The 23834-nt window shown below is 74.5% G+C and carries 23 protein-coding genes and 2 pseudogenes; 14 read left to right on the top strand and 11 right to left on the bottom strand.

Features of this window, described 5'->3' with window-relative positions:
* Window positions 1-61: 61 nt before the first annotated feature.
* From Q3W68_RS17335 to Q3W68_RS17315, 5 genes are read left to right on the top strand one after another with little or no spacing between them, the layout of a single operon-like run.
* Entirely contained in the window at window positions 62-1765 is a 1704-nt protein-coding gene (locus tag Q3W68_RS17335) for a sugar ABC transporter permease (protein WP_302906421.1), read from the top strand.
* Window positions 1766-1812: 47 nt separating this feature from the next.
* Window positions 1813-2379: a hypothetical protein gene (locus Q3W68_RS17330; RefSeq protein ID WP_302906420.1), complete on the top strand. Its 567-nt coding sequence runs from the start codon at window positions 1813-1815 to the stop codon at window positions 2377-2379.
* Window positions 2380-2390: 11 nt separating this feature from the next.
* Window positions 2391-2936: a hypothetical protein gene (locus tag Q3W68_RS17325; protein ID WP_302906419.1), complete on the top strand. Its 546-nt coding sequence runs from the start codon at window positions 2391-2393 to the stop codon at window positions 2934-2936.
* Window positions 2933-4366: a hypothetical protein gene (locus Q3W68_RS17320; protein WP_302906418.1), complete on the top strand. Its 1434-nt coding sequence runs from the start codon at window positions 2933-2935 to the stop codon at window positions 4364-4366. Before Q3W68_RS17325 ends, Q3W68_RS17320 begins: the two co-directional genes overlap by 4 nt.
* Before the next feature lie 48 nt (window positions 4367-4414).
* On the top strand, window positions 4415-7156 hold the full coding sequence (locus Q3W68_RS17315; protein WP_302906417.1) for an AAA family ATPase: 2742 nt from the start codon (window positions 4415-4417) through the stop codon (window positions 7154-7156).
* 25 nt (window positions 7157-7181) lie between these two features.
* On the opposite strand, the pseudogene Q3W68_RS17310 reads toward Q3W68_RS17315, so the two are convergent.
* A pseudogene (locus Q3W68_RS17310) lies at window positions 7182-7304 on the bottom strand (TetR family transcriptional regulator C-terminal domain-containing protein); the annotation flags it as partial.
* A gap of 5 nt (window positions 7305-7309) precedes the next feature.
* On the opposite strand from Q3W68_RS17310, the pseudogene Q3W68_RS17305 reads away from it, so the two are divergent.
* Window positions 7310-7678, top strand: a pseudogene (locus tag Q3W68_RS17305) (hypothetical protein); the annotation flags it as partial.
* Window positions 7679-7681: 3 nt separating this feature from the next.
* Here Q3W68_RS17305 and Q3W68_RS17300 read toward each other — a convergent pair.
* The 6 genes from Q3W68_RS17300 to Q3W68_RS17275 form a co-directional block, all read right to left on the bottom strand.
* Window positions 7682-8599 (bottom strand): carbohydrate ABC transporter permease, encoded by a 918-nt coding sequence (locus tag Q3W68_RS17300; protein ID WP_302906416.1) that lies wholly within the window; start codon window positions 8597-8599, stop codon window positions 7682-7684.
* Window positions 8596-9549, bottom strand: coding sequence for a carbohydrate ABC transporter permease (locus Q3W68_RS17295; RefSeq protein WP_302906415.1), 954 nt, complete (start codon window positions 9547-9549; stop codon window positions 8596-8598). Before Q3W68_RS17295 ends, Q3W68_RS17300 begins: the two co-directional genes overlap by 4 nt.
* A gap of 6 nt (window positions 9550-9555) precedes the next feature.
* Window positions 9556-10908, bottom strand: a complete 1353-nt coding sequence (locus Q3W68_RS17290; protein ID WP_302906414.1) for an extracellular solute-binding protein — start codon at window positions 10906-10908, stop codon at window positions 9556-9558.
* Between the two features lie 189 nt (window positions 10909-11097).
* Complete coding sequence (locus tag Q3W68_RS17285; protein WP_302906413.1) at window positions 11098-11940, bottom strand: Sir2 family NAD-dependent protein deacetylase; 843 nt, start codon at window positions 11938-11940, stop codon at window positions 11098-11100.
* The gene (locus Q3W68_RS17280) at window positions 11937-12224 is read right to left on the bottom strand and encodes a DUF1905 domain-containing protein (RefSeq protein WP_069088624.1); all 288 of its coding nucleotides are present in this window, start codon (window positions 12222-12224) and stop codon (window positions 11937-11939) included. The genes Q3W68_RS17285 and Q3W68_RS17280 overlap by 4 nt, the downstream gene beginning before the upstream one ends.
* Window positions 12225-12228: 4 nt before the next feature.
* Window positions 12229-12873: a DUF998 domain-containing protein gene (locus Q3W68_RS17275; RefSeq protein WP_302906412.1), complete on the bottom strand. Its 645-nt coding sequence runs from the start codon at window positions 12871-12873 to the stop codon at window positions 12229-12231.
* Window positions 12874-13006: 133 nt separating this feature from the next.
* Here Q3W68_RS17275 and Q3W68_RS17270 point away from each other — a divergent pair, with 133 nt between their 5' ends.
* Window positions 13007-14290 (top strand): histidine kinase, encoded by a 1284-nt coding sequence (locus tag Q3W68_RS17270; protein ID WP_302906411.1) that lies wholly within the window; start codon window positions 13007-13009, stop codon window positions 14288-14290.
* Window positions 14278-14937, top strand: coding sequence for a response regulator transcription factor (locus Q3W68_RS17265; protein ID WP_302906410.1), 660 nt, complete (start codon window positions 14278-14280; stop codon window positions 14935-14937). Before Q3W68_RS17270 ends, Q3W68_RS17265 begins: the two co-directional genes overlap by 13 nt.
* A gap of 7 nt (window positions 14938-14944) precedes the next feature.
* Here Q3W68_RS17265 and Q3W68_RS17260 read toward each other — a convergent pair whose 3' ends face one another.
* Entirely contained in the window at window positions 14945-15367 is a 423-nt protein-coding gene (locus Q3W68_RS17260; RefSeq protein WP_302906409.1) for a thioesterase family protein, read from the bottom strand.
* Window positions 15368-15438: 71 nt separating this feature from the next.
* Here Q3W68_RS17260 and Q3W68_RS17255 point away from each other — a divergent pair, with 71 nt between their 5' ends.
* A complete protein-coding gene (locus Q3W68_RS17255) occupies window positions 15439-16182 on the top strand; it encodes an N-acetyltransferase (RefSeq protein WP_302906408.1) in 744 nt (247 codons plus the stop codon).
* A gap of 4 nt (window positions 16183-16186) precedes the next feature.
* Here the strand turns inward: Q3W68_RS17255 and Q3W68_RS17250 are convergent, their stop codons facing one another.
* Window positions 16187-16492 carry a DUF1330 domain-containing protein gene (locus tag Q3W68_RS17250; RefSeq protein WP_302906407.1) on the bottom strand — a complete coding sequence of 102 codons (306 nt, stop codon included), beginning with the start codon at window positions 16490-16492 and terminating at the stop codon, window positions 16187-16189.
* 164 nt (window positions 16493-16656) lie between these two features.
* Here Q3W68_RS17250 and Q3W68_RS17245 point away from each other — a divergent pair, with 164 nt between their 5' ends.
* The 3 genes from Q3W68_RS17245 (at window position 16657) to Q3W68_RS17235 (ending at window position 18455) form a co-directional block, all read left to right on the top strand.
* Window positions 16657-17619 (top strand): hypothetical protein, encoded by a 963-nt coding sequence (locus tag Q3W68_RS17245; RefSeq protein WP_302906406.1) that lies wholly within the window; start codon window positions 16657-16659, stop codon window positions 17617-17619.
* A gap of 40 nt (window positions 17620-17659) precedes the next feature.
* Entirely contained in the window at window positions 17660-17992 is a 333-nt protein-coding gene (locus Q3W68_RS17240; RefSeq protein WP_302906405.1) for a putative quinol monooxygenase, read from the top strand.
* A 103-nt stretch (window positions 17993-18095) separates the two neighbouring features.
* Window positions 18096-18455, top strand: coding sequence for a hypothetical protein (locus Q3W68_RS17235; protein ID WP_302906404.1), 360 nt, complete (start codon window positions 18096-18098; stop codon window positions 18453-18455).
* 42 nt (window positions 18456-18497) lie between these two features.
* On the opposite strand, the gene Q3W68_RS17230 is transcribed toward Q3W68_RS17235, so the two are convergent.
* Window positions 18498-19337 (bottom strand): S1 family peptidase, encoded by an 840-nt coding sequence (locus Q3W68_RS17230; protein ID WP_302906403.1) that lies wholly within the window; start codon window positions 19335-19337, stop codon window positions 18498-18500.
* A 383-nt stretch (window positions 19338-19720) separates the two neighbouring features.
* Between Q3W68_RS17230 and Q3W68_RS17225 the strand changes: the two genes are divergently transcribed.
* The gene (locus Q3W68_RS17225) at window positions 19721-21166 is read left to right on the top strand and encodes an endo-1,4-beta-xylanase (RefSeq protein ID WP_302906402.1); all 1446 of its coding nucleotides are present in this window, start codon (window positions 19721-19723) and stop codon (window positions 21164-21166) included.
* A gap of 115 nt (window positions 21167-21281) precedes the next feature.
* Window positions 21282-22214 (top strand): superoxide dismutase, encoded by a 933-nt coding sequence (locus tag Q3W68_RS17220; RefSeq protein ID WP_302906401.1) that lies wholly within the window; start codon window positions 21282-21284, stop codon window positions 22212-22214.
* Between the two features lie 42 nt (window positions 22215-22256).
* On the opposite strand, the gene Q3W68_RS17215 is transcribed toward Q3W68_RS17220, so the two are convergent.
* Entirely contained in the window at window positions 22257-23831 is a 1575-nt protein-coding gene (locus Q3W68_RS17215; RefSeq protein ID WP_302906400.1) for a Na+/H+ antiporter, read from the bottom strand.
* Window positions 23832-23834: the final 3 nt, after the last annotated feature.

Genomic DNA, 23834 nt, shown 5'->3' with positions numbered 1-23834 from the left:
TGGACGGCGTCGGTTATCGTCGCGGCGGCCGCGATCGTCGATCTTCGAGGTGGATGTCCAGATGAGCCAGCCCGCAGTGCCACAGGCGACAGCGCCGGTGCCCCCGCTCACGCAGCCGTACCGCCCGGCCCACGCGCTGATCGGGCTGGCGCTGGTCGTCCCGGCGGTGATCGCCTGGGTCTGGTCGTACGTCCTGCCCACGCTGTCCACCGTGGTCCGCAGCTTCGAGGCCGACGGGCCGCGTCGCTCGGGCGAGTCGGTCGGCACGGCGAACTACGAGGCGGTGTTCACCGACGGGGTCGCCGGGCAGATCGGGTTCGCGTTGCTGCTCGGCCTCGTTCCGCTGGCGGTGGCGCTGCTTGTCGCGCCGCTGCTCGCGGTGCTCGCCGACCGGGCCGGCCGGGCCGCCCGCCTGGTGACCCGGGGCGTGCTCGCGCTGCCGCTCGCCGCGTACGCGCCGGTCGCCGTGCTCCTCGGGCTACGCGCCGATCGCATCGAGGCGGGCACCCTCGCCCGGGATCTGCAGTCCCCCCGGATGTTCCTCGCCTCCACGCTGGCGCAGGTGACGTTCGGTCTGGTCGTCGCGGCGGCCGCGACGCTGTACCTGAGCGCCCTGCACCGCCGCGAACCCGGCCACCGGCCCGCGCCCGCCATGCTCGCCGTCGGCGGGCTGCTCGCCCTGGGCGTCCTCGCCACCGCCCTGCAGACGTACACCGCACCGGCGGTGCTGACCGCCGGCGGCCCGCGGGGCGACTCCGCCACTCCGGTGTTGGCGACCGTGCAGGGCGCCTTCCGGACGATGCGCTTCGGTCTCGGGTCCGCCACGTCGACGCTGCTGCTGGTGCTGCTCGGGCTGCTCGGGCTCGCCGCGGTGGCGCTCGTCCTGGCCACCCGGCTGCGCATCGAGTTCGACGGCTGGCGGGACCGGCCGGCCACCGGGCTGCCAGAGTCCTCCGCCGAGCGCCGGCCGCTGTTCGTCGGCCTGCTCGCGGTCGCGCTCCTCGTCGTCGTCGGCGTGACCGTCTGGGCCCTGGCCCCCTGGCTGGGCAACCTCTCCTCCGACACCGGGCGTCTGCCCGCCGCGATCACGACCTCGACGGTGCTCGCCAACACGTGGGTGCCGCCGCTGCTGTCCACGCTCGTCGCGGTGGCCCTCGCGGCGCTCGCCGGGTTCGGGATCGGCGCGCTGCGCCCGCTGGGGCGTTACAGCGAGCTGCTGCTGGTGCCGTTCGCGCCGTGGCTGTTCGTCGGCGTCGGCCCGCTCGCCATCGCCGGATTCGAGCGCACCCGGGAGTTGGACCAGATCGGCTCGTTCCTCGGCCTGATCCCGCCGGTCTGGCTGTCGGTGCCCGCGCTGTTCGCGTTCACGCTGCTCTTCCGCGGCCAGCACGCCCGGTGGCGCTCCGGCGGCGGCGCCGGCCGTACGCTGCTCCTGCCGGCGCTGCCGATGCTCGCCGTGACGGCGCTGCCGACCTGGCTGGCGCACGCCCAGCAGCCACTGTGGGCGATGCTCGTGGGGCAGGGCCCGGACAGCATGACCGCACCGGTGCTGGTGCAGATGCTCGCCGACCGCCGCTTCAGCCCCGACGGCGGGCTCCCGCTGGGCCTGGTCCTGCCGCTGCCCCTGCTGGTGCTGTTCGTGCTGCTGTTCGCCGCGCTCATGATCGGCTACCTGGATCGGCTCGCCGTCCGGGTGGGGCGGCAGACCGGCGCGGACGCGCCGCCCGCCGGGGCGGACGAGCCCGTCCACAAGGTCACCGCATAGGGAAACCCCCGATTACGGCCGGTGACGACGCGCCTAGCGTCGGAGCCATGGCAGCTGACGCGCTCACACCGGCCCGGACCGCCCGTACCCGCCGCGACGGCGGGCTCCCGCGAGGGCTGATCCTGCCCCTGCTGCTGCTCGCCCTGCTCGCGCCCGCCGGGTGCGACTCCGGCGACGGGATCCTCGACGGCGGGTCGGCCGACACCGCGGCGGGCGAGGACGGCGGCGACGTGGACGCGGGCGCGGTGGACGAGGTGCGGCCACCGTGCCCGTTCACCGCCGCCCAGGTCTCCGAGCTGGTCGACCGGAAGCTGCGCGACGAGGGGAACTGCTCGTTCGGCGACGGCGTCGCCCAGCTGGCGGTCACCACCGCCTCCGTCACCGCAGGCAAGGCCACCTACGACTACCAGTACGACCAGGCCGGCCAGCAGTACGAGAAGGTCGTCGACCTGGACCGGGGCGAGCGGGGCTACCTCGCGGTCAAGGACGTCCGCGGCGAGGCGGTGCTGATCGACGGCAAGGGCACGTACACGGTGACCATCAGCAGCTTCGGCGGCGGCACCGCCGGCAACGAACAGATCCTGCGCCGTACGCTCGACGCGATCCCGGCCTGAGCGGGGCAGACGTGCGAACCCGCCGACTGGTCGTGCTCGCGTTGACCGCGACCCTGCTCACCGCGTCTGCCGGCTGCGGCGACGACGAACCGCCGGCCGCCGGTGGCGCTCCGCCCGGTGCGGCCACGCCGGTCGCGGAGCCGACCGGGGAGGCGCCGGCCGAGCCGAGCGCCGGACCGGTGGACGACGCCGCCGCCCCGCAGGCGTGCGCGCTGGTGTCGAAGGCCGACGCGGAGCGCCTCGCCGGCACGCCGCTCGACGAACCGGTGGCGGCCGGGCAGTCGTGCACCTACACCGGACCGGTGAGCGGGCCGACCGCCCAGGTCGAGGTGTTCGTGGGCGAGGGCGCCAAGAAGTACCTCGACATCGAGCGGCAGCTCGGGCACGAGATCCGCGAGCTGGCCGGGACGGCCGACGAGGCGCTGCTCACCTATGAGGCGTTCTTCCTGCGCAAGGGTGAACTGTGGGTCGCGGTGCGGCTGATGCGGCTCAACGACCCGCAGGAGAACCGGGCGCCGCTGGAACGGCTCGCCCGTACCGTCGCCGGGCGGATGTGACGGCGGCGGTGCGCGGCCGGCGGCTGCTCGCGGCCGGCCTGGTGGTGCTGCTCGCGCTGACCGGCTGCGGCGGGCCCACGCCCGGTCCGGCGGACGAGGGCGACGGCGGGCACCCCCGGTACGGGCAGGCGCCGGCGCCGGGCAAGGACGTCACGCTGCAACCGGACGTGGTGCTCGTCGGGGGCGGCAGCCGGACCGTGCGGTCGGTGAGCCCGGACGGGCTGACCTGGCGGCTCGATCCCGGCGCCCGCCACGCCGACCGGCTCGCGCCCGGCCGGGTCATGTTCCTCACCGGACGCGGCGTGGGCCGGGTGCTCGACGTGGCCGAGTCCGGCGGCGACCTGGTCGTCACGATCGGACCGGTCACGCTCACCGAGGTGATCCGCGACGGCACGTTCGGCGGGGACGACGTCACCCTCGACCGCCCGACCGTCTACGTGGCGGGTGAACCCTCGTGGACCCGGGACGCCGCGGCGGCCGGCGGCACGCTGGGCCGGTCGCGCCCGCTCGCCGTCGCACCCGCGCAGCCGCCACCGGCGCCGGGCGGGCAGGCGGCCGCCGGCGCCCACGGCTACCGGGTCCGGACGTTCTGCTGCGCCGGTGGCGTCGGCACGCACTTCACGTACGACGACGGCGGCCTCCGGCTGGCCGGCACCGTGACGCTGACCGTCGGACGGCCCACCGCGTCGTTCCACCTGGCCGTCGGCGCCGGCAAGGTGACCCGGGCCGAACTGGAGATCGGTGGCGGCTTCGGCATCAAGGTGGACTTCACCGCCGGCATCGACGGCGGGCAGAACCACAGCCGCACGTTCCCGGTCCCGGTCGACATCGCGTTCCCGATCGGGCTGGTCGCCGGCCTGCCGCTGTCGTTCACGGTGAGCCAGACGCTGGAGGTGGCCACCGCGTTCGGCGCGCGCCGGGGCACGTTCCGCGGCGCCGGTGAGTACGCGCTCGCCGGCAAGCTGGGGCTCGGCTACGCGGGCGGCCAGGTGGGCTCGCGCGTGACGGAGGGCTTCGCGCGCCGGGTGAGCCTGCTCGACTCGCTCACCGGCGTGCCGGTCGGCGTGATGGGCCTGGTCGTGCGCCACGGCGTCCGGTTCACCATGGGCATCAGCGCGTTCCTGTTCACCGCCGGGATCTGGTTCGAGCTGATCGCCTCGTACGGCGCCACCATCGGTTCCGCGCTCGGCGCCCCGTACGCGCTGTGCCGGGGCGTGGGGCTCGGTGTGCACGCGCGGTTCGGGATCGGCTACCGGATCCTGGAACCCGTCGTCCAGGTGATCAACAAGTTCCTCAGCCTGCTCAGCCCGTCCCGAGCGCCGCGGATACCGCCGATCGTGGCGTCGGGCGGGCCGAGCTGGAGCGCCGCCGTCTACCGCAACCAGGAGGTGATCCCGCCCGTCTCGATATGCGGACAGGTTCCCGGCTAGGCCGCGCCGACGCTGGGTTCGCGGGCGCGGCTGTGCCACCATCCCGCCATGGACGCCGCACTGGTCGGCCGCGACGCGGTCGTCGAGCGGGTGTGGCGTGCGCTGGCCTCCGGTACGCCGGTGCTGCTCGGCGGTCCCAGCGGCATCGGCAAGACGGCGCTGTGGCGCGCGGTGGTCGCCCACGCCGGGCGCACCGGCTGGCGGGTGCTGTCCGCCGCGCCCACCGAGGCCGAGACCGCGCTGCCGTACGCGGCTCTGGCCGACGTGCTCCGCCCGCTCGCCGACGCGCTACCCGGGTTGCCCGCGCCGCAGCGGGTCGCGGCCGACATGGTGCTGCTGACCGGTGAGCACGACGGCGCGGTGGACGAGCGGGCGGTGGGTGCGGCGACCCGGACGCTGCTCGACGCGGCGGTCACCGATGCGCCCCGGGTCCTGCTCGCGGTCGACGATCCGCAGTGGCTGGACCCGCCGAGCGCCCGGGCGCTGCGGTTCGCGCTGCGCCGGCTGACCCGGTGGCCCGCCGTCCTGGCCACCCACCGCACCGGGGACAACCCACCGGTGCCGGTGCCGCTCGGGCTGGACGACGACCCGACCGGCCGGCATCCGCTGCTGCGCGCCGACGTACCCCCGCTCACCCCGCCCGACCTGCACCGCGTCCTGGCGGCCCGGCTCGGCGGCACGCTCAGCCGTCCGCTCACCGACCGGCTGGCGCGCGACGCCGACGGCAACCCGCTGCTGGCGATCGAACTGGCCCGGGCGGTGCTGCGGCTGCCCCGCCCGCCCGCGCACGACGAGGATCTGCCCGTACCGCCGTCGCTGCGCCTGCTGCTCGCGGAGACGCTGCGGGCGCTGCCCGGCCCGAGCCGGGACGCGGTGCGGCTGGCCGCGCTGCTGACCGTACCGACAGTGCGGGACCTGGCGGCGGCGGGCGTGCCGCCCGGCGGGCTGGACGCGGCCGAGGACGCCGGGCTGGTCGTGGTCACTCCGAGCCGGATCGACTTCGCGCACCCCCGGTACGCGGCGGCGGTGCGTGAGAGCATCCCGGCGGGCGCCCGGCGGCGGCTGCACGCGCTGCTCGCCGGCGCGGTCGCCGACCCGGACGAGCGGGCCCGGCACCTGTCCCGCTGCACCGTGGCGCCGGACGCCGCCGTCGCCGCCGACCTGGCCGCCGCGGCGGCCCGGCAGCGGATGCGCGGCGCGTCCGCGCTCGCCGCCGACTGGTACGCCCGGGCGGCCGAGCTGACCCCGCCGTCCGCTACCGCCGACCGGAACCGGCGTCGCCTCGACGCGGTGCAGTGCCGCATCGACAGCGGCGACTACGCGGCGGCCGGGCGTGCCGCCGAGGCGGCGGCCGGCGAGCTGACCGGCGCCGAGCGGGGCGAGGCGCTGTTGTTGCGCGCGCTCGTCGCGTGGTGCGCCGACGACCTGGTCACCGCCGTCCGGGTCGCCGAGCAGGCGCTCGCCGCCGCCGGGCCAGAGGGCCACCTGGCCGGGCGGATCCACACCCACCTGACCATGTTCCACGACCAGCCGGAGCCCGCCCGCCGGCACGCGCGGGCCGCGATCGCCCGGCTGTCCGACCGGGACGAGCACCGCCCGCTGCTCACGGCCGCGCTGCTGCTGCTGTTCTTCCACGAGGTACGCGCCGGCGGCCCGGCGCCCACCGACCTGCTGGACCGGGCCCTGTCGCTGGAGGACGGTGAGCCGTCCTTCCTGGCCGGTTCGGTGCCGGCGATCTGGTGGAAGTCGGTCGACGACCACGACCGGGCGCGGTCCCGGCTGCACGTGATGCTGGATCTGGCGGTGGCGCGCGGCGACGATCCGCTGCGGCACGAGGTGCTGACCCACCTGGGCGAGACGGAACTGCTGGCGGGGCGCTTCGCCGAGGCGGGCACGCACATCGCCGCCGCCCGTGACCTGGGTGAGCAGCTGGGCACCGGGCTGGTGGGCGAGAGCTGGCTGGCCGGTGTGCTCGACGCGCACCGGGGGCGGCTGGCGCAGGCCGCCGCCGCAGCCGCCGGGCTGCGCCGCGAGGACGACCTCGGTGACGCGTGGACACGGCGACTGCACCACCAGCTCACCGGGCTGGTGGCGCTGGCCTCCGGCGAGTGGGCCAGCGCCGCGGCGGCGTACGGCGCGCTCGCCGCCGACCTGGACGGGTCGGGCATCGCCGAACCGCTGGGGCAGCGCTTCGAGCCGGACTGGATCGAGGCGTGCGTGGGCGCCGGTGACCTGGACACCGCGCACGCCGCGCTGGACCGGCTGGCGCGGCGCCACAGCAGGTTGCCGCGCCCGTGGACGGCGCTCGGGCTGGCCCGCAGCCGGGTGCTGCTGGCCGGGGCGACCGGGGCGGATCCGGGCGCGGCGCTGGACGCGCTGACGCAGGCCCGGGCCGCGGTTCCGGAGGCGGTGCTGCCGCTGGACCGGGCCCGCTGCCTGCTCGCCGCCGGCCGCACGTACCGGCGGGTGCGGCGGCGCCGGGAGGCGCGGGCGGCGCTGGACGCGGCGGTGGCCGAGTTCGACGCGCTCGGCGCGTCCGCGTTCGCCGACCGGGCGCGGGCGGAGCTGGGCCGCATCGGCGCCCGCACCCCGGCCCCGACGACGCTGACCGCCACCGAGGAGCGGGTCGCCCGGCTCGCCGCCCGGGGCCAGACCAACCGGCTCATCGCCGACGCGCTCTACATCAGCCCGAAGACGGTGGAGGCCAACCTGGCCCGGGTGTACCGCAAGCTGGGCATCGCCAGTCGCGCCGAGCTGGGCGCGGCGATGGGCCGCCCGCCGGGCGACTGAGTCGCTCAGGACGCGGCCAGGGCGCTCAGGCCGCGGCCAGCCCGTCCAGGTGCGCGCCGAGCAGTTCCAGGGCGCGCGCGGGCGGCATCCGCTCGGGGTGCAGCAGCGCGTGCAGCGCGAGCCCGTCGAGCAGGGCGTGCAGCCGGGCGACCGACCGCCACGTTCGCCCACGGCCTCGCCGCCGCGTACCTCGGGTTCTCGGTGGCGTTCGGGCACAGCATGGTGCGCTGGGCCGACCAGCGCTTCGCGCACCGGTTCGCCGGCGGCCCTCCCCCGCGCCGGGCCCCCCGGTACGGCATGGCTCGGGCCCGGCACGAGTGGCGCGAGTGGGGCAAGGGCATGATCGGCTGGGCGGTCGCCTGCGCCGTGCTGCTCGCCGGCATCGCCGTGGTCGGCGACGGCGACCGCACCGCCGAGCTGTGGGCGTGGACCGGCCGGCTCACCGTGGTGATGGCGGGCTGGCTGGTGTTCTGGCCGGTCGCGTACACCGTCTTCCCGAAGCGGGCACCGCGCGACGCGTGAGGCTCACCCCTTGCGCCCGCCCGTCGCGATTCCCTCCACGAAGTGCCGCTGCGCCAGGAAGAACAGGATGATCATCGGCACGGTGGCGATCACGCTGGCGGCGAGGACGATCTCCCACTGCTGCTCGCCGCCGTAGCCGAACCGGTCCAGGATCACCTTCAGCCCCCGGGGCAGCGTGTAGAGCTGCTCGTTGCGCAGGTAGATCAGCGGCTTCACCAGGTCCGTCCAACTCGCCTTGAACTCGAACACGAACGCCACCAGCAGCGCCGGGCGGACCAGCGGGAACGCCATCCGCCAGAACAGCTGCGGATAGCTCGCGCCGTCGACCCGGGCCGCCTCGAAGTACTCCCGGGGCAGCGACAGGAAGAACTGGCGCAGCAGGAAGATGTAGAACGCCGAGCCGAACAGGTTGCCCGCCCAGAGCGGCACCTGCGTGTCGACCAGGCCGAGCCGGTTCCAGATCAGGTACGTCGGGATCATGGTGACCGCGAACGGCAGCATCATGGTGGCCAGCACCAGGCCGAAGAGCAGGTTACGGCCGGGGAACCGGAAGTACGCGAACCCGAACGCGACCCAGGCGCTGGACAGCGTCGCCGCGGCGGCCGCCGCCACACCCACCACCAGGCTGTTCGTCAGCCAGGTGACGAGCGGCATCGCCTCCCACGCCCGGGCGTAGTTGTCCGGCGCGAACGGGGTGGGCAGCAGGCCCGGCGCGAAGACGTACTCCCGTGGTCGCAGCGACGCGCCGACCAGCCAGACGAACGGCAGCAGGAAGACCACGGCGGCGGCCACCAGGGCGAGCACGAACAGCGCCCGCTGCCAGCGGGGCCGGCGGCCCTCGTCCGGCTGCGGCGCCGGCCCGGGCGCGGGCACCGGCGCGACGACGGCGCCGGCGGCCGGCGGCTGACTCGTGGTGGTCACCGGTCCTCCCCCTCGTAGTAGACGAACCGGTTGCCGAGCTTCACCTGCACCAGCGTGATCACCAGGATGATCAGGAAGAGCAGCCAGGCCATGGCAGAGGCGAAGCCCATGTGCAGGAACTGGAACGCCTCCCGGAACAGGTGGATCACGTAGAACGACGCCGCGTCACTGCTGAACGAGCCGGCGGTCTGCCGGTTGCCGAAGTACATCGTGTAGACCTCGGTGAACATCTGCAGCGACGCGATGGTGTTGACGATCAGCGTGAAGAACAACGAACCGGAGATCATCGGCAGCGTGACGTGCCGGAACCGCGCCCAGGCGCCGGCGCCGTCGAGCTGGGCCGCCTCGTACAGGTCGCGCGGCACGCCCTGCAACGCGGCCAGGTAGATGATGACCGTGGAGCCGAGGCTCCACAGGCTCATCAGCACGATGCCGGGCATCACCCAGTCCGGGTCCGTGGTCCAGCTCGGACCGTCGATCCCGACCAGCGCCAGGCCGCGGTTGATCAGGCCGTCCTGGGTGTTGAGCAGCAGCAGGAACAGGATGCCGACCGCCACCGCCGGCGTCATCACCGGCAGGTAGAACACGGTACGGAAGAAGCCGGAGAGCCGGCCGACGCGCTTGAGCAGCAGGGCCAGCCCGAGCGAGATCGCCATCACCAGCGGCACGTGCAGCGCGGTGTAGTAGACGGTGTTGCCGAGGCTCCGCGCCACCTGCGGGTCCGACATCAGTTGCCGGTAGTTGTCCAGCCCGGTGAAGCGCGGTGAGTTGATCACGTCGTACTCGGTGAAGCTGAGCCACAGGCTGGCGATCATCGGCCCGGCGGTGAACGCCAGGAACCCGACGATCCACGGCGCCAGGAACAGGTACGCCCAGCGGGCCTCCCGCCGGGCCAGCGACGCGCGGCGCCGCCGGCCCGGTACGGCAGGGGTGACGGTGGTGGTGGCCATGGCGGGCTAGTCCGCTGCCTTGTCCAGCGCGGCGGTCGCCTCCCGCTGGGCGCGGTCGAGCGCCTGGGCGGGCTGCTCCTGACCGGACAGCACCCGGTTGACGGCGTCCGTCCAGGCCTTGTCGAACTCGGCGCCGGCCGGCGAGGCGGGCATCGCGAACGCGGCGTCCTGCGCCTGACGGATGGTCTGCACCGCGTCGTCGAAGCGCTTGTTGCCGGTGGGCTTGTACACCTCGTCGAAGATCTTCTTGTCGGCGCTGGTGTTGCCGGTCCAGAGGCCGGTGAAGGGCAGGTTGGCGGCCTTGCGCGCCTCGGCGCGGGCCCGCGCGGCGGCCAGCCAGGTGTCGGTGGCGGTCATCTGCTTGACGAACGCGCAGGCGGCCTCCGGGTTCTTCGCCCCCTTGGTGATCACCCACGCCTGCCCGGAGGACAGGCTCAGCGGCTTGCCCTGCCGGTCCACGAACGGCTTGACCACCAGTTCGGCGTCCGGGCTGTTCTTCGCGGCCTGGTTGAGGAACCACTCCTCCATCGGCCACGCGGCGATCTGGTTCTTGGCGAGCGGGTTCTGCGCGCCGAAGAAGTCGAACGTGTCCCGGAACGACTTGAACTTCCCCCAGCCGCCCTGGGCCTGGATCAGCCCGACACCGGTGGTGAGCGCCTCGACCACCTTCGGGTCGGTGAGGTTGGCCCGGGTGCCGTCGGCGGAGATCATGTCGGCGCCGTTGGCCTTCGCCCACATCGGCAGGAACTCGGGGATCTTCGGGTCGATGCCGATGCGGCTGAGCCGGCCCCCGGACACGGCCGCGAGCTTGGCGTTGAGCGCGGGCAGGCCCGCCCAGTCGGCCAGGTTCACCTCGTCGGCGCTCAGCCCGGCCCGCTTGAGCAGCGCCTCGTTCAGGTAGAGCACGCGGACCTGGGAGAACTCGGGGATGCCGTACACGGTGCCGTCGAGCGTCACCTGCTCGCGCGCGGACTGCCGGTACTGCGCCATGTCGATCCGCTGCTTCTCGACGCAGTCGGTCAGCGGCTGGATCGAGCCGCGCTCGGCGTACGTGCCGATGAGCTTGCGGTCCATGTAGACCAGGTCCGGCGGGTTGCCCGAGGCAACCGCTGACAGGAACTGCTGCTCGTCGAACGCGCCCTCGGTGACCGTCAGCCGGACGTCGCCGTGGTCGCGCTTGAACGCGTCCACCCGGGTGGTGGCGATCTCGTCGGAGAGGCTGAAGCCCATGGTGCTCAGCGCGCCGCTGCCCTTCGCGCCACCGCCGCCGGAGTCTCCTCCCCCGCCGACGCCGCCGCAGCCGCTGATCGCCAGGGTCAGCACCCCGGCCAACGCGGTCGCCCGCAGTTTCCGTGACATCGCCACCTCCCGTGATCGCGCCGGCCGCTCTGCCGGGCGCGACCTGCACTTCTCCGGTGGGTGCGGCTTTCAAACCGGTTGATGCGTACCGGTTACCTTCGACCGCGGCGGCGGGTGGCGGCTCACCGGACGCGGCGGCCGGCGCCGGCGCTCAGCCGGCGGGCGCGTCCGGCCAGGCGGCGCCGGCGCTCAGCCGGCGGGCGCGTCCGGCCAGGCGGCGCGGACCAGCGCGGGCAGCACCTCGCCGGCCGGGCCGCGCAGGTTCACGGCGCAGATCGCGTCCAGCGGCGTCGGCACCGGGTTCACCTGCACCACCGGGGCGCCGAGCCGGGCCGCGACGAGCGGGATCTCGGCGGCCGGGTGCACGAGCGCGGAGGTGCCCACTGTCAGCAGCAGATCGCAGCCGGACGCCGCCTCGACCGCCGCGTCGAGCGCGGCCGACGGCAGCGCCTCACCGAACCAGACCACCCCGGGTCGCACCGGCGCCCCGCATCCCGCGCACGCGGGCGGGGTCAGCGGCCCGTCGTGCGGTTCCGTCACGTGCGGCACCGGCTCGCCGTGTGGCACCGGCCCGACGTGCGGCACCGGTGGATCGGCGGGCGGCGGCAGGTCGGACGGCAGCGGCGCGGGCCGGGCGCAGGCCGAGCAGCGGGGCGCGAACAGGCTGCCGTGCAGGCGTACCGGGGCGGGCACGCCGCCGCGCTCGTGCAGGTCGTCGACGTTCTGCGTGATCACCACCGTCTCCGGCAGCCGGGCCTGGATCGCGGCAACCGCCAGGTGCCCCGGATTCGGCCGCGCCCGGCGCACCCCGTGCCGGCGTGCCTCGTACCAGCCCCAGACCAGCGCCGGGTCGACCCGGAACGCCGCCGGGGTCGCCAGCTCCTGCGGGTCGTACCGCTGCCAGAGCCCGGTCTGGGCGTCCCGGAACGTCGGCACGCCGCTCTCCGCCGACATGCCCGCCCCGGTGAACACCACCGGCCGCCGCGCGGCGGCGAGCAGCCGGCCCGCCTCGGCCAGCTCAGGCCCGGTCACACGTCCACCGTCAGCCGCACGTCGACCCGGTCACCCAGCTCGATCCCCTCCGCCCGGCGCGCCGCGACCCGCAGCGGCACCACGTACCGGCCGTCCTTCGGCCACAGCGACGTCCGCCAGTCGGTGCCACCGATGCGGACCGTCACCGGGATCATGCCCCAGCCGTAGGTGACCGACGCCGAGGCCGCCTCGATCGCCGCGCTCTGCTCGTCGGGCACCGTGACGAAGTGGTACGGCGCCGGGCCGCGCCAGAACCACACCTCGCCGCTGAACGCCAGCTCCATCCGGTCAGGATAGGGGCCGGGACCGACGCGAGCGCAGCAGCCGGAGCCCGGCCGCCGTCACCCAGGCGAACAGCGGGAACACGGCGACGCGTTCCATGCCGCCCACGCCGATGCCGGCGTCCACCCGGGACAGGAACAGCACGGTGCCGGCCAGCCCGAGCAGGCCCAGGAGCGCGCCGGCGGTCCGCAGCTCGCGCAGCAGCGCCGACCGGCCGGCGAGCGCGGCGGCGAGCATCGCGGCGTTGCCGAACGCGAAGACCAGCAGCGCGCCGAGCACGTGCAGGTTCTCGTCCACGTCCGCCGGGTAGAGGCCGGCCAGCACGTACCCGGACCCGGCGGCCACGATCGACGCGACGGCGACAGCAGCGGCGCGGCCCGGGCGCAGCGCCCGGTGTGCGAGCAGCGCGCCGAGCGCGAGCAGCAGCCCGGCGCCGACGAACACGGCGTTCATGGCCGGGTGCCACGGCGAGCAGACCGGGCGCGGCCGGCTGGTGTCCCACACGCCACAGGTCACGTTGCCGAGGTCGCTGACGTTGTGCTCGGCCCAGCTGAACCCGGGTTGCTCCCAGGCCAGGCCGACGATGACGTTGGCGACCAGGAACGACGCGGTGGCGAGCAGCCAGCATGCGGCCGCGAGGCGGTTTCTCATCCGCCGAGTGCACCGTGTCGGGGCGGCCCGGCGCACGGGGCGTGGCGGGCCGGTTCCGGGTAGGGCCAGACCTACCCGGAGAGCGGGGTCCAGCCGGCTGGGCCGGGCGGCGTGGCCTGGCTAGCGTCGGGCCATGACAGTTGATCACGGGCTGGCCGCCGCGCTGCGCCGCCGCCACTACCTGCTCTCCGCATGGCCGTGGCGGGCCCTGGCGTACGCCGTCACGACCCTGCCCTTGGCCGGCGCGGCGGCGCTCGGCGCGACGGTCGTCGCCGCGCCGCTGCTGCTGGTGGCCGGCGCGCTGCGGCGGGGCCGCCCGGTCGACGCCGGAGTGCTGGCGGCGCTGGCCGTGGTGGCACTGGCGGTGGTGGCGCTCGCCCCGCTGACCGGCGCGCCGGTGGCGGCGGTCGAACGGTGGCGCCTCGGCCTGGTCGACGACCGCCCGGTGACCACGCCGAGGTGGCGAGGGCTCGCCGCCCGTTTCACCACCGCCACCGGATGGCGGGAGGCCGCGTACCTGGCCGTACTGGGTGCGGCGGTGCCGCTGGCGTACGGGGTGTTCGGTCTGCTCGTGCTGCTGGACGCGGCGCTCGTCGCCGGCCCGTGGCTGGCCGGCGGCGAGGACCGGATCGTGCTGGTCTGGGCCACTGTCGACTCCCCGGCCGAGGCGGTGCCGTACGCGTTCGCCGGTGTGCTGGCGGTCCCGGCGCTGGTCTACCTGGCCGGGCTGCTCGTCGCGGTCCAGGCGGCGGTGACCCGCCTGCTGCTCGACGACGCACCCGCCGGGACGGCCCTGCGCGAGGTGACCCGGTCCCGTGCCCGCCTGGTGAGCGCCTACGAGGCGGAGCGGCGCCGCATCGAGCGGGACGTGCACGACGGCGTGCAGCCGCGCCTGACCAGCCTCACCCTCCAGCTCGGGCTGGCCCGCCTCGACGTGCCGGACGGCTCCCCGGCGGCGGGGCCGCTCGCCGCGGCGCACGAGCAGGCCAAGGAGCTGATGGTGACGTTGCGCGGCATCGTCCAGGGCATCCGCCCACAGCAGCTCACCGAACTCGGCCTGGCCGCGGCCGTCGGCGACCTGGCCGGCCGGTCGGTCGTCCCGGTCACCGTGCACGCCGACCTGACCCGCCCGGTGCCGGAGCTGGCCGAGACCACCGCCTGGTACGTGGTCTCGGAGACGCTCGGCAACGTCACCAGGCACGCCGGCGCCACCCGGGCGCAGGTGCGGCTGACCCGTACCGACCGCATGCTGGTGGTGGAGGTGCGCGACGACGGGCGGGGCGGGGCCGACCCGGCGCGCGGCACCGGCCTGACCGGGCTCGCGGACCGGGTCGCGGCGGCCGACGGGCGGCTGCTGCTGTCCAGCCCGCCCGGTGGGCCTACCCTCGTGCGGGTGGAGTTGCCGTGCCGGCCGTGACCCGGGTCGTCCTGGCCGAGGACGAGGTGCTGCTCCGGGAGGGCCTGGTGGGCCTGCTGACCCGGTTCGGCTTCGCGGTGGACGCCGCCGTCGGCTCCGCCCCGGAGCTGCTCGACGCGGTCCGCGCGCACCGGCCCGATCTGCTGGTGACCGACATCCGGATGCCGCCGCAGCACCGCGACGACGGCCTGCGCGCGGCCGTCACTCTGCGCGCGGAACGCCCGGACCTCGCCGTGGTGGTGCTCAGCCAGCACGTGCAGAGCGGGTACGCCGCCGCGCTGCTCGACAGCGGCGACGGCCACCGGGTCGGCTACCTGCTCAAGGACCGGGTGGCCGACGTCGCCGAGTTCGCCGCGACGTTGCGCCGGGTGGCGGCCGGCGGCACCGCCGTCGACCCGGACGTGGTGCGGCACCTGCTGCGCCGCCCGCGCGACCCGCTCGGCGCGCTGTCCCCGCGGGAGCGGCAGGTGCTGGGGCTGGTCGCCGAGGGCCACTCCAACACCGCCGTCGCGGCCCGCCTGCACGTCACCGAGGCAGCCGTGGGCAAGCACGTGGGCAACATCCTGGCCAAGCTCGGCCTGCCGCCGGACGACGACACCAACCGGCGGGTGCTCGCCGTGCTCGCCTACCTGCGCGCGGCGGGCTGACCGGGCGCTACAGGCTCATCGGCCCCGGGTCGGTGGCCAGCGCCCGGAACCGCTCGCGCGGGTCGGACACGAGCCGCCGTTCGGTGAGGTCGAGCAGGCCGCCGACGCCGGTCACCGAGGCGACCGGGGTGCCGTCCGCGCGGGTGAACTCCTGGCCGATCCGGAACGTCTTGCCCTCGCCCCAGTGGAACTCGCAGGTCACGTCGACCTCGTCGCCGCCGCGCAGCTCCCGCAGGTAGCGCACCGTCACCTCCAGCGCGACCGGCCCGACGCCGCCGGCGAGCAGCCGGTCCTGGCCGACGCCGGACGCGCGCAGGCACTCCCAGCGGGCGTGCTCGGCGTACTGGAGGTAGACCGCCTGGTTGAGGTGCCCCTGCGTGTCGAGTTCGTAGCCGCGCACGGCGACGCGTACCCGGAACGGATCTGCCATGCCGGCAGCCTAACCAGGGGCCCCGACAAATCGGCGTGCGGTCCGCGCCGCGGGGCCCTAGCCTGCCCGGCGTGACAGTGGAGATCGTGACCTTGGCGCAGCGGCCCGACCTGGCGCCACTGCTCGACACCGACTTCGACGGCGCCTGGCCGCCGTTCATGCTCTGGGATCCGATGGGCGCGCTCTACTACGGCGTCGTGCACGAGCTGTATCCCGAGTTCGTCTTCGCCGCCGTCGACCCGGCCGAGCCGGGCCGGGCCGTCGCCCGGGGCTACGCGGCGCCACTGCGCTGGACCGAGGACGAGCTGCCCGACGGCGGCTGGGACCGGGTGATCCAGCGGGTCACGCTCGGCCGGCTCACCGGGTCCGAGCCCAACCTGGTGTCCGCCCTGGAGATCTGCGTGCGCCCGGACCGGCGCGGCGGCGGCGTGTCCGGGCTGATGCTCGCGGCCATGCGCGCGGCAGTGGCCCGGGCCGGCTTCGACACGCTCGTGGCGCCGGTGCGCCCGAACGGCAAGGCCGCCGTCCCGGACGTGCCGATGACCGAGTACGCGGCCCGGCGCCGCCCCGACGGGCTGCCGGCCGACCCGTGGCTGCGGGTGCACGTACGGACCGGCGGGGTGATCGAGCGGGTCGCGCCCCGGTCGATGACTGTGACCGGCACGCTCGCGGACTGGCGGCGCTGGACCGGGCTGCCGTTCGACACGTCCGGGCCGGTGACCGTGCCGGGCGCGCTGACGCCGGTGCTCGTCGACGTCGACCACGACCACGCCGCGTACGTTGAGCCCAACGTGTGGGTGCGTCACCGGCTCTGACCGGTCAGGCCGGCCAGGCGTGCCCGATCCCGTCGAGCAGCAGGACCACACCCTCGGTGGCCGCCTCCCGGTCCCGGGAGATCTCCCGGTACTCCGGCGAGGTGGACCAGCGCTCGAAGTCCTCGCGGCTGTCGAACGACAGCAGTACCGCCTTCTGGTGCGGCCAGTCGCCCTCGACCACGCGGGGGGCGGTGTCGGCGGCGAGCAGCTTCCCGCCGTAGCGGGCCAGCACCGGCGGGAAGGCGGCGGCGTACCTGTCGTAGCGCGCCCGGTCGTGGACGGTGAGCTGTGCGAGGGCGTAGACGGTCACCGGCTCAGGCTACCGACCGCCCGAGCGCTCCGGCCTCGTCCGTCGGGCCGGATCCCGCGCCTTCGCGAGCTGTGTCGACTGTCCGGTGTGCGCTAGCCGTCATGACCCTGACCTGGGAATAGTGATAGCAGGTCCGCGCGGCGCGGGGAAAGAGGTGGGGCACCATGAGCGAGCAGGAGACCCAGCCCGGGGCCATACCCGGGCCCCGGAACGCACCGGAGGGCCTGCCGTTCCCGCCCGCCACGTCGGTTCCCCGCGCGGTGTGGCAGGTCCGCGTCCGCACCAAGCTCGACGACCTGTACCAGCAGCTCGCGGTGCTGGCCACGCGCAACCCCGAGCAGGCCGCGGCACTGCGTGCGCAGCTGTCCGGCGTGGAGGCGGTGCTCGGGCGCAGCGGCGTCATCGAGTGGCTGCGCGGCGGCAACCTGGAGTACGCGTGGCAGACGATCCACTGGGTGGAGCGGGCCATGGTGGGGCTGCGCTCCGCGGACGAGCTGACCGGGCTGCTGCCCGCGTACCGCAGCGCGGCGGCGCAGATGCTGCCGGCCGACGACAAGGTGCTCACCGACCTCGACACCGTGACCAGCGGGGTGCCCGCGGATCTGCTGCGCGCCCGGGTGCAGGCGCTCCTGCAGCGCTGCCACGCCGTCTCGGACGAGTTCCACGAGTCGGCGCGCCGGCTGCGCAACCGGATGCTGGGGCTGTCGGTGTTCGCACTGGTGGCGGAGGTCCTGGTGGTGCTGGTGCAGTGGCGCAGCCACGACGTACGGCTGCTGGAGGCGCCGACCGACGCCGGTGGCGTGCCGGCCTGGCGGCTGCTGTTCTTCGTGCTGATCGCCGGGGCGCTCGGGGCGTTCCTCAGCGCGCTGCCCTCGATGATCACCTCACGGTCCGGTGGGCTGCCCTACAAGCTGCCGTTCCAGCAGGGGCTGCTGAAGCTCGCGATCGGCCCGCTGGTGGCGGTGGTCGGCATCATGCTGGTCATCGGCGGCCTGGTGGAGACCAGCGTGAGCAGCACCGCCGCGCTGCTGGGCCTGGCGATCGTGTTCGGCGCCGGGCAGCAGGCGGTCACCGCGTTCGCCGACCGGCGGGCGGCCGAACTGCTCGGGCCGGCGGCCAAGAGCTGATGCCGCACGGCGGCCTGTCCGGCCTGGGTAGCCTGATCCCATGATCTTCATTACCGCGAAGTTCCGGGTCCGCCCGTCCGACGCCGACCGCTGGCCGCAGATCGCCGCCGACTTCACCGCCGCGACCCGGGCGGAGCCCGGCTGCCTGTGGTTCGACTGGTCCCGCAGCCTGGACGACCCGACCGAGTACGTGCTGGTCGAGGCGTTCCGCGACGACGAGGCGGGCGCCGCGCACGTGCAGTCCGAGCACTTCCGGACCGCCCAGCGCACGCTGCCGCCGCACCTGGCCGAGACGCCCAGGATCGTCAACGTGACGGTGCCGCAGCAGGACTGGTCGCGCCTGGGCGAGATGGCCGTGCCCGGCGACGCCTGAGCTGAAGAATTCCCACGGTTTGCCACTCAGGCATTGAAGCTTGTTTTCACCTCCCGTTACCCTCGGCGGAAAGATCCACCATCCACCGTGGAGGAGCTGAAGCATGCGCAAGCTGATGGCGGCGCTCGGCGCCGGGGCGATGACGGCCGCGGGCCTGATCGCGGTCGCGACACCGGCCCAGGCCGCGGCCTGCACCCTGGTGCAGTCGGAGATCTACAACGGCGCGAACCTGATCGCCTGGTCGCGCGGCCTGGACGGCTGCTCGGGCGACGTCTACTGGGAGATCCAGTCCGGTGACGGCGGCACGTGGCAGGTGACCGACAGCGGCACCACGCACTACGACGACCAGGTCGTCAGCTACTACGGTGACGTGGACCTGCCGTGCTACCTGCGGGTGTACGCGGCGTTCGGGGACCAGGAGCGGCTGACCCGGCCGGTGCGCAACAACAACTGCGCGGGCTGACCACCGGCCGGGGCGCGTCGGGCGCCCCGGCCGCACCGCCGGTCAGGGGATGGTCAGGCCGTACGCGGCGAGGACCTCCAGGATCGGCTGGTAGTAGCTGGTGCCGCCGCTCGTGCAGTTGCCGCTGCCGCCGGAGAGGACGCCGATCACGGTGCCGGTCGCGGCCACGTAGAGCGGGCCGCCGCTGTCGCCCGGCTCGGCGCAGATGTTCGTGCGGATGAGCCCGGTGACGCTGCCCTCGGCGTAGTTGACTGTCGCGTTCAGCCCGGTGACGGTGCCGCACCGCACGCCCGTGGTGGCGCCGCTGCGGCATACCGCCTGCCCGACGTACGCGCTGCCGGCGGCGGTGACGGTGACCTGCCCGGGATAGGTGTGGATCGCGCTCGGATGGGAGACGGCGCCGGTGTAGCGGACCACGCCGTAGTCGTTGCCGGGGAAGCTGCTGCCGGTCCGGCTGCCCAGCACGGTGGTGCGGGCGCTGTCGGCGTACCAGGTGGCGGCCAGGCGGGTGCAGTGCCCGGCGGTCACGAAGTACCAGGTGGTGCCGCTGCGCACGTTGGCGCCCAGTGAGCAGCGCCCGCCGCCGCCGTAGATCGCCTGGCCGCCGGCGATGAGCGTGCGCAGCCGCCCGGGTTCGTGGCGCAGCACGGCGCCGGCCCGGTCCGCGGTGCGTCGCAACGCGGCCAGTTCGCGGCCGCGTACCGTGTCGTCGGCGGTCACAGTGAGCCGGCCGGCGGCCGGGTCGTACCCCCAGGCGGTGCCGGGCGTGCGGATCGCGGCGAGCGCGGCGGGGCCGGGCGGCGGCGCGCCGGCCCGGGCGACCGCCGGGGTGCCGGCGAGCAGGGCGGCGAGGACGAGTACGACGAGCGCGGGCCGGCGCATCCTCCAGGACCTCCTCCGTCGTCTACGGTCGATTCGCCAAGCATCGGTCCGCAGGCGCGATCGACTCAAGCGGCAGAACCGGCGGCCCCCGAAACTTCCGGAGCGCCGCGGGCGGTACGGGCGTGCCCGCAGGCCGTGCCCGCACTCGGATCCCGCCCGCCCACCCGCCGCCGCGTGCCCGGATGTCGACGTATCGAGGTGATTAAGTTTTCGGAACGCTTCCGGTAGGCTCCAAGCAGAGATTCGCTTCGATCCACTCACGATGTGCCGGGGATTCGCTCCCCGACCTGACGCGGCCACCGGGCGGCCGCGCGGAGCCGACGTCGTGGCGGGCGGTGGCCGAGGCGAGCCGATCCCATTGACAGGCTAGGAGAGGCGTTCAGATGGACAAGTTGCTCGCCCGCGGCAGCGGGAGCGCGGCAGCCCGGTCACGCCCGCGAACCGCTGTGGTCGCGATGGTGGCGGGGGCCGCGGTGGTCGCCGCCACGATAGCGGCGGCGACCAGCGCCAGCGCCGGCACGACGCTCGGCGCGTCGGCGGCGGAGCAGGGCCGCTACTTCGGCACGGCGGTGGCGGTGAACAAGCTGTCCGACAGCACGTACGTCGGCATCCTGAACCGCGAGTTCAACATGGTCACCGCCGAGAACGAGATGAAGTGGGACGCCACCGAGCCGTCCCGGAACCAGTTCAACTTCAGCGCCGGCGACCGGCTCGTCGCGCACGCTCAGGCCAACGGCATGCGGGTACGCGGCCACGCGCTGCTCTGGCACCAGCAGCAGCCCGGGTGGACGGGAAGCCTGTCCGGCAGCGCGCTGCGCGAGGCGATGATCAACCACGTCACCCAGGTCGCCACCCACTACCGGGGCAAGATCCATTCCTGGGACGTGGTGAACGAGGCGTTCGACGACGGCAACAGCGGCGCCCGCCGCAACTCGAACCTCCAGCAGACCGGCAACGACTGGATCGAGGCCGCGTTCCGTGCCGCCCGCGCCGCCGACCCGGGCGCCAAGCTCTGCTACAACGACTACAACACCGACAACTGGACGTGGGCCAAGACCCAGGGCGTCTACAACATGGTGCGGGACTTCAAGTCCCGGGGCGTGCCGATCGACTGCGTCGGTTTCCAGTCGCACTTCAACAGCGGCTCGCCGTACCCGAGCAACTACCGCACCACGCTGCAGAACTTCGCCGCGCTCGGCGTCGACGTGCAGATCACCGAGCTGGACATCGAGGGCTCGGGCAGCAGCCAGGCCACCACGTACGGCAACGTGACCCGGGACTGCCTGGCCGTGCCGCGCTGCAACGGCATCACCGTCTGGGGCATCCGGGACACCGACTCCTGGCGGGCCAGCGGCACCCCGCTGCTGTTCGACGGCAGCGGCAACAAGAAGCAGGCGTACACCGCCGTGCTGAACGCGCTCAACGAGGGCGGCACCCCGCCGCCCACCACCGCGCCGCCGACCAGCACCCCGCCCACCTCGGCGCCGCCCACCAGCACGCCGCCCACCAGCGCACCGCCGACGACTCCCCCGCCGACCGGCGCCTGCACCGCGACGTTCACCACCAACCAGTGGCAGGGCGGCTTCGTCACCAACGTCCGGATCACCGCGGGCTCCAGCGGGCTCAACGGGTGGGCCGTGTCGCTCACGGTGCCCTCGGGCTCGGCGATCACGAACACCTGGAGCGCCCAGGCCAGCGGCACCAGCGGTGCGGTGACGTTCCGCAACGTGGACTACAACCGCCAGGTCGGTGCCGGTGGCACCACCGAGTTCGGATTCCAGGGCACCGGCACGGCGCCCTCCGGCACACCGGCCTGCGCGGCCGGCTGACAGCCGGCGCGACCCGGCACGGGAGCACCGTGCCGGGTCGCGTCCCCGGCGGGCACCGGCCGGCGACCGTACAGTGGGGTAGGTCCTGTTCCACCGTTTCGCCGGAAGGACCACAGTGAACCGACGCATCAGGACCGCCCTCGGCGTCGCCCTGACCGCCGCCCTCGTCACCACCGCCGCCCCGGCCCCCGCCACCGCCCACGACCGCCGCCCGAGCGTCAGCGCGCTGCCCGACGGCTTCCAGCCGGAGGGCGTCGCCGCCGCCGGCCGGTACGCCTGGTTCGGGTCGCGGGCCACCGGCGAGATCTACCGCGCCGACCTGATCACCGGAGCCGGTAAGCAGATCAGCCCCGCCACCGGCACCCCCTCACTCGGCCTGAAGGTCGACCCGCGGGGCCGGCTCTTCGTCGCGGGCGGCACCGCCGGCGACGCCCGGGTGATCGACACGCGCACCGGCGCGGTGCTCGCCCGCTACCGGTTCGCCGACGCCCCGACGTTCGTCAACGACGTGACGCTCACCCGCGACGCCGCCTGGTTCACCGACTCGAACCGGCCGGTGCTCTACCGGCTGCCGCTGGGACGCGGCGGCAAGCTGCCGCCCGCCGACGGCTTCACCACGCTGCCGCTGACCGGCGACTTCCAGCAGATCGGCACCGGCGTCAACCTCAACGGCATCGCGCCCACGCCGGACGGGCGCGCGCTGATCGTCGTGCAGTCGAACACCGGCACCCTGTTCCGGGTGGACCCGGCCACCGGCGTCACCACCGCCGTCAACGTGCCGGGCGCCACCTTCCTCAACGGCGACGGCCTGCTGCTACTCGGCCGCACGCTGTACGTGGTGCAGAATTTCCTCAACCAGGTCGCCGTGGTCGACCTGAACCGCTCCGGCACGGCCGGCGTCGCCCGCGGCGTCATCACCGATCCGGGCTTCGACGTGCCGACCACCGTCGCCGCCGCGCTCGGCCGGCTCTACCTGCCGAACGGCCGGTTCACCACCCCGCCGACGCCGACCACCCCGTACACGGTGGTCGCTGTCGACCCGCGCTGAGCCACGCCGGCCGCCACCCGGACGGGTGGCGGCCGGCCCGGCTCACTCCTCCATCTCCGGGCCGAGCAGCCGGATCTCCTCGATGTCGATGGCCGCCTGGAGCTGGCGCAGCACCGTGTCGTCGATCTGCCTGGTGTTGCGCAGCCGGGTGATCTCCTGCCGCTTGTGGTCGAGCACCCGCAACCGCAGCCGCCGGGCCATCTCCCGCTCCCTCGCCGCGTCCTCACCGCCCGGGTCGCGGACGTCGGCCAGATGATCCTCGTAGTCGGCGCGCAGCCGGTCCACCGTGTCCTGGGTGGCGCCCACGTCACTGGCGGCCCGGGGCAGCGCCTCCAGGGCGGCCTCGGTGGCCCGGATCCGGGCCCAGCGCACCTCGTCGTCGCGTTCCCGGTCGCCGTCAAGGCCGGCCCAGCTCACGACGGCGGGCAGCGTGGTGCCCTGCACCAGCATGATCAGCACGATCACCACGACGGTCACGAAGATGATCAGGTCGCGTTCGCGTACCGAACTCCCGTCGTGCATGGTGACCGGCACGGCGAGCGCGGCGGCGAGCGAGACGGCGCCGCGGAACCCGGCCCAGCCCACCGCGGTACGCATCCGGCCGTCGAAGCGCCGCGCCCGGCTCGACTCGCGCCGGTCCACCCGTTGCAGCACCGACACCGACAGGTGCACCCAGACCAGCCGGATCACCACCACGACCACCGCGACGAGCGCCGCGATGCCGAGCGACGCGGCCGGCGAGTGGCTGGTGATGCTGCGCAGCGAACGCGGCACCTGCGTGCCGAGCAGCACGAAGAGACCACCGTTGACCATGAACGTGGACAGGTCCCAGAAGGCGAACGCGGTGACCCGGGAACGGGCCCGGATCACCCGGGGCGCCGCGTAGGACAGCAGCAGTCCGGACACGACCACCGCGAGCACGCCACTGGCGTGCACCGCGTCGGCGAGCAGGAACGCGACGAACGGGGTGAGGATGCTCAGCCCGCCCTCGCGCATCGGGTCGTCGACGTGCTTGCGGATCAGCACCACGACCACGCCGACGAGCAGGCCGGCGGCCACCCCGCCGAGCGACTTGCCGACGAACTCGCCGGTGAGCGTCAGCGCGTTCGGCACCGTCCCGCCCGCTACCACACCCGCCGCCACGGCGAACAGCACGAGCGCCGTACCGTCGTTTACCAGGCTCTCCGCGCGCAGCGTGGTGAGGATGCCGCGCGGCATCCGCTTGGCCAGGCCGGCCACGGCGGCCGCGTCGGTCGGGGCCAGGACCGCGCCGAGCACCCACGCGGCGGCCGGCTGCACGCCGAGGGCCTGCGCGGTGTACGCGACGGCGACCATCGTGACGATCACCAGCACGACGGCGAGCCCGACGATCACCGTGAGGTTGGCCCGGATCTCGCGGAGGCTGATGACCAGGCTCTCCCGGTAGAGGATCGCCGGGAGGAACAGCACCAGCACGACCTCGGGTTCGAGGATCAGGTTGTCGAACGGCGGCAGCAGGCCGATCAGCGCGCCCATCGCGATCAGCAGGACCGGCGGCGCGACGCTGTAACGACCGCCGATCGTGGTGCCGACGAGCACGGTGGCGCCCAGCACCGTGATCAGCACGAGTGCTTCCACGCC

Origin of the sequence: Micromonospora sp. C28ISP2-4 (genome assembly GCF_030519385.1) — a bacterium.
Classification (GTDB): Bacteria; Actinomycetota; Actinomycetes; order Mycobacteriales; family Micromonosporaceae; genus Micromonospora; species Micromonospora tulbaghiae.
Note: the sequence above shows the minus strand (reverse complement) of the source record. Positions and strands in the feature narration are given on the sequence as shown.

What these genes read in the sequence shown, in the direction of transcription:
- Q3W68_RS17290 (WP_302906414.1), bottom strand. Translation starts at nt 10,908, where the DNA reads ATGTCACGGAAACTGCGGGCGACCGCGTTGGCCGGGGTGCTGACCCTG.
- Q3W68_RS17260 (WP_302906409.1), bottom strand. Translation starts at nt 15,367, where the DNA reads ATGGCAGATCCGTTCCGGGTACGCGTCGCCGTGCGCGGCTACGAACTC.
- Q3W68_RS17270 (WP_302906411.1), top strand. Translation starts at nt 13,007, where the DNA reads ATGACAGTTGATCACGGGCTGGCCGCCGCGCTGCGCCGCCGCCACTAC.
- Q3W68_RS17240 (WP_302906405.1), top strand. Translation starts at nt 17,660, where the DNA reads ATGATCTTCATTACCGCGAAGTTCCGGGTCCGCCCGTCCGACGCCGAC.
- Q3W68_RS17330 (WP_302906420.1), top strand. Translation starts at nt 1,813, where the DNA reads ATGGCAGCTGACGCGCTCACACCGGCCCGGACCGCCCGTACCCGCCGC.
- Q3W68_RS17245 (WP_302906406.1), top strand. Translation starts at nt 16,657, where the DNA reads ATGAGCGAGCAGGAGACCCAGCCCGGGGCCATACCCGGGCCCCGGAAC.
- Q3W68_RS17280 (WP_069088624.1), bottom strand. Translation starts at nt 12,224, where the DNA reads ATGGAGCTGGCGTTCAGCGGCGAGGTGTGGTTCTGGCGCGGCCCGGCG.
- Q3W68_RS17230 (WP_302906403.1), bottom strand. Translation starts at nt 19,337, where the DNA reads ATGCGCCGGCCCGCGCTCGTCGTACTCGTCCTCGCCGCCCTGCTCGCC.
- Q3W68_RS17315 (WP_302906417.1), top strand. Translation starts at nt 4,415, where the DNA reads ATGGACGCCGCACTGGTCGGCCGCGACGCGGTCGTCGAGCGGGTGTGG.
- Q3W68_RS17275 (WP_302906412.1), bottom strand. Translation starts at nt 12,873, where the DNA reads ATGAGAAACCGCCTCGCGGCCGCATGCTGGCTGCTCGCCACCGCGTCG.
- Q3W68_RS17225 (WP_302906402.1), top strand. Translation starts at nt 19,721, where the DNA reads ATGGACAAGTTGCTCGCCCGCGGCAGCGGGAGCGCGGCAGCCCGGTCA.
- Q3W68_RS17335 (WP_302906421.1), top strand. Translation starts at nt 62, where the DNA reads ATGAGCCAGCCCGCAGTGCCACAGGCGACAGCGCCGGTGCCCCCGCTC.
- Q3W68_RS17235 (WP_302906404.1), top strand. Translation starts at nt 18,096, where the DNA reads ATGCGCAAGCTGATGGCGGCGCTCGGCGCCGGGGCGATGACGGCCGCG.
- Q3W68_RS17295 (WP_302906415.1), bottom strand. Translation starts at nt 9,549, where the DNA reads ATGGCCACCACCACCGTCACCCCTGCCGTACCGGGCCGGCGGCGCCGC.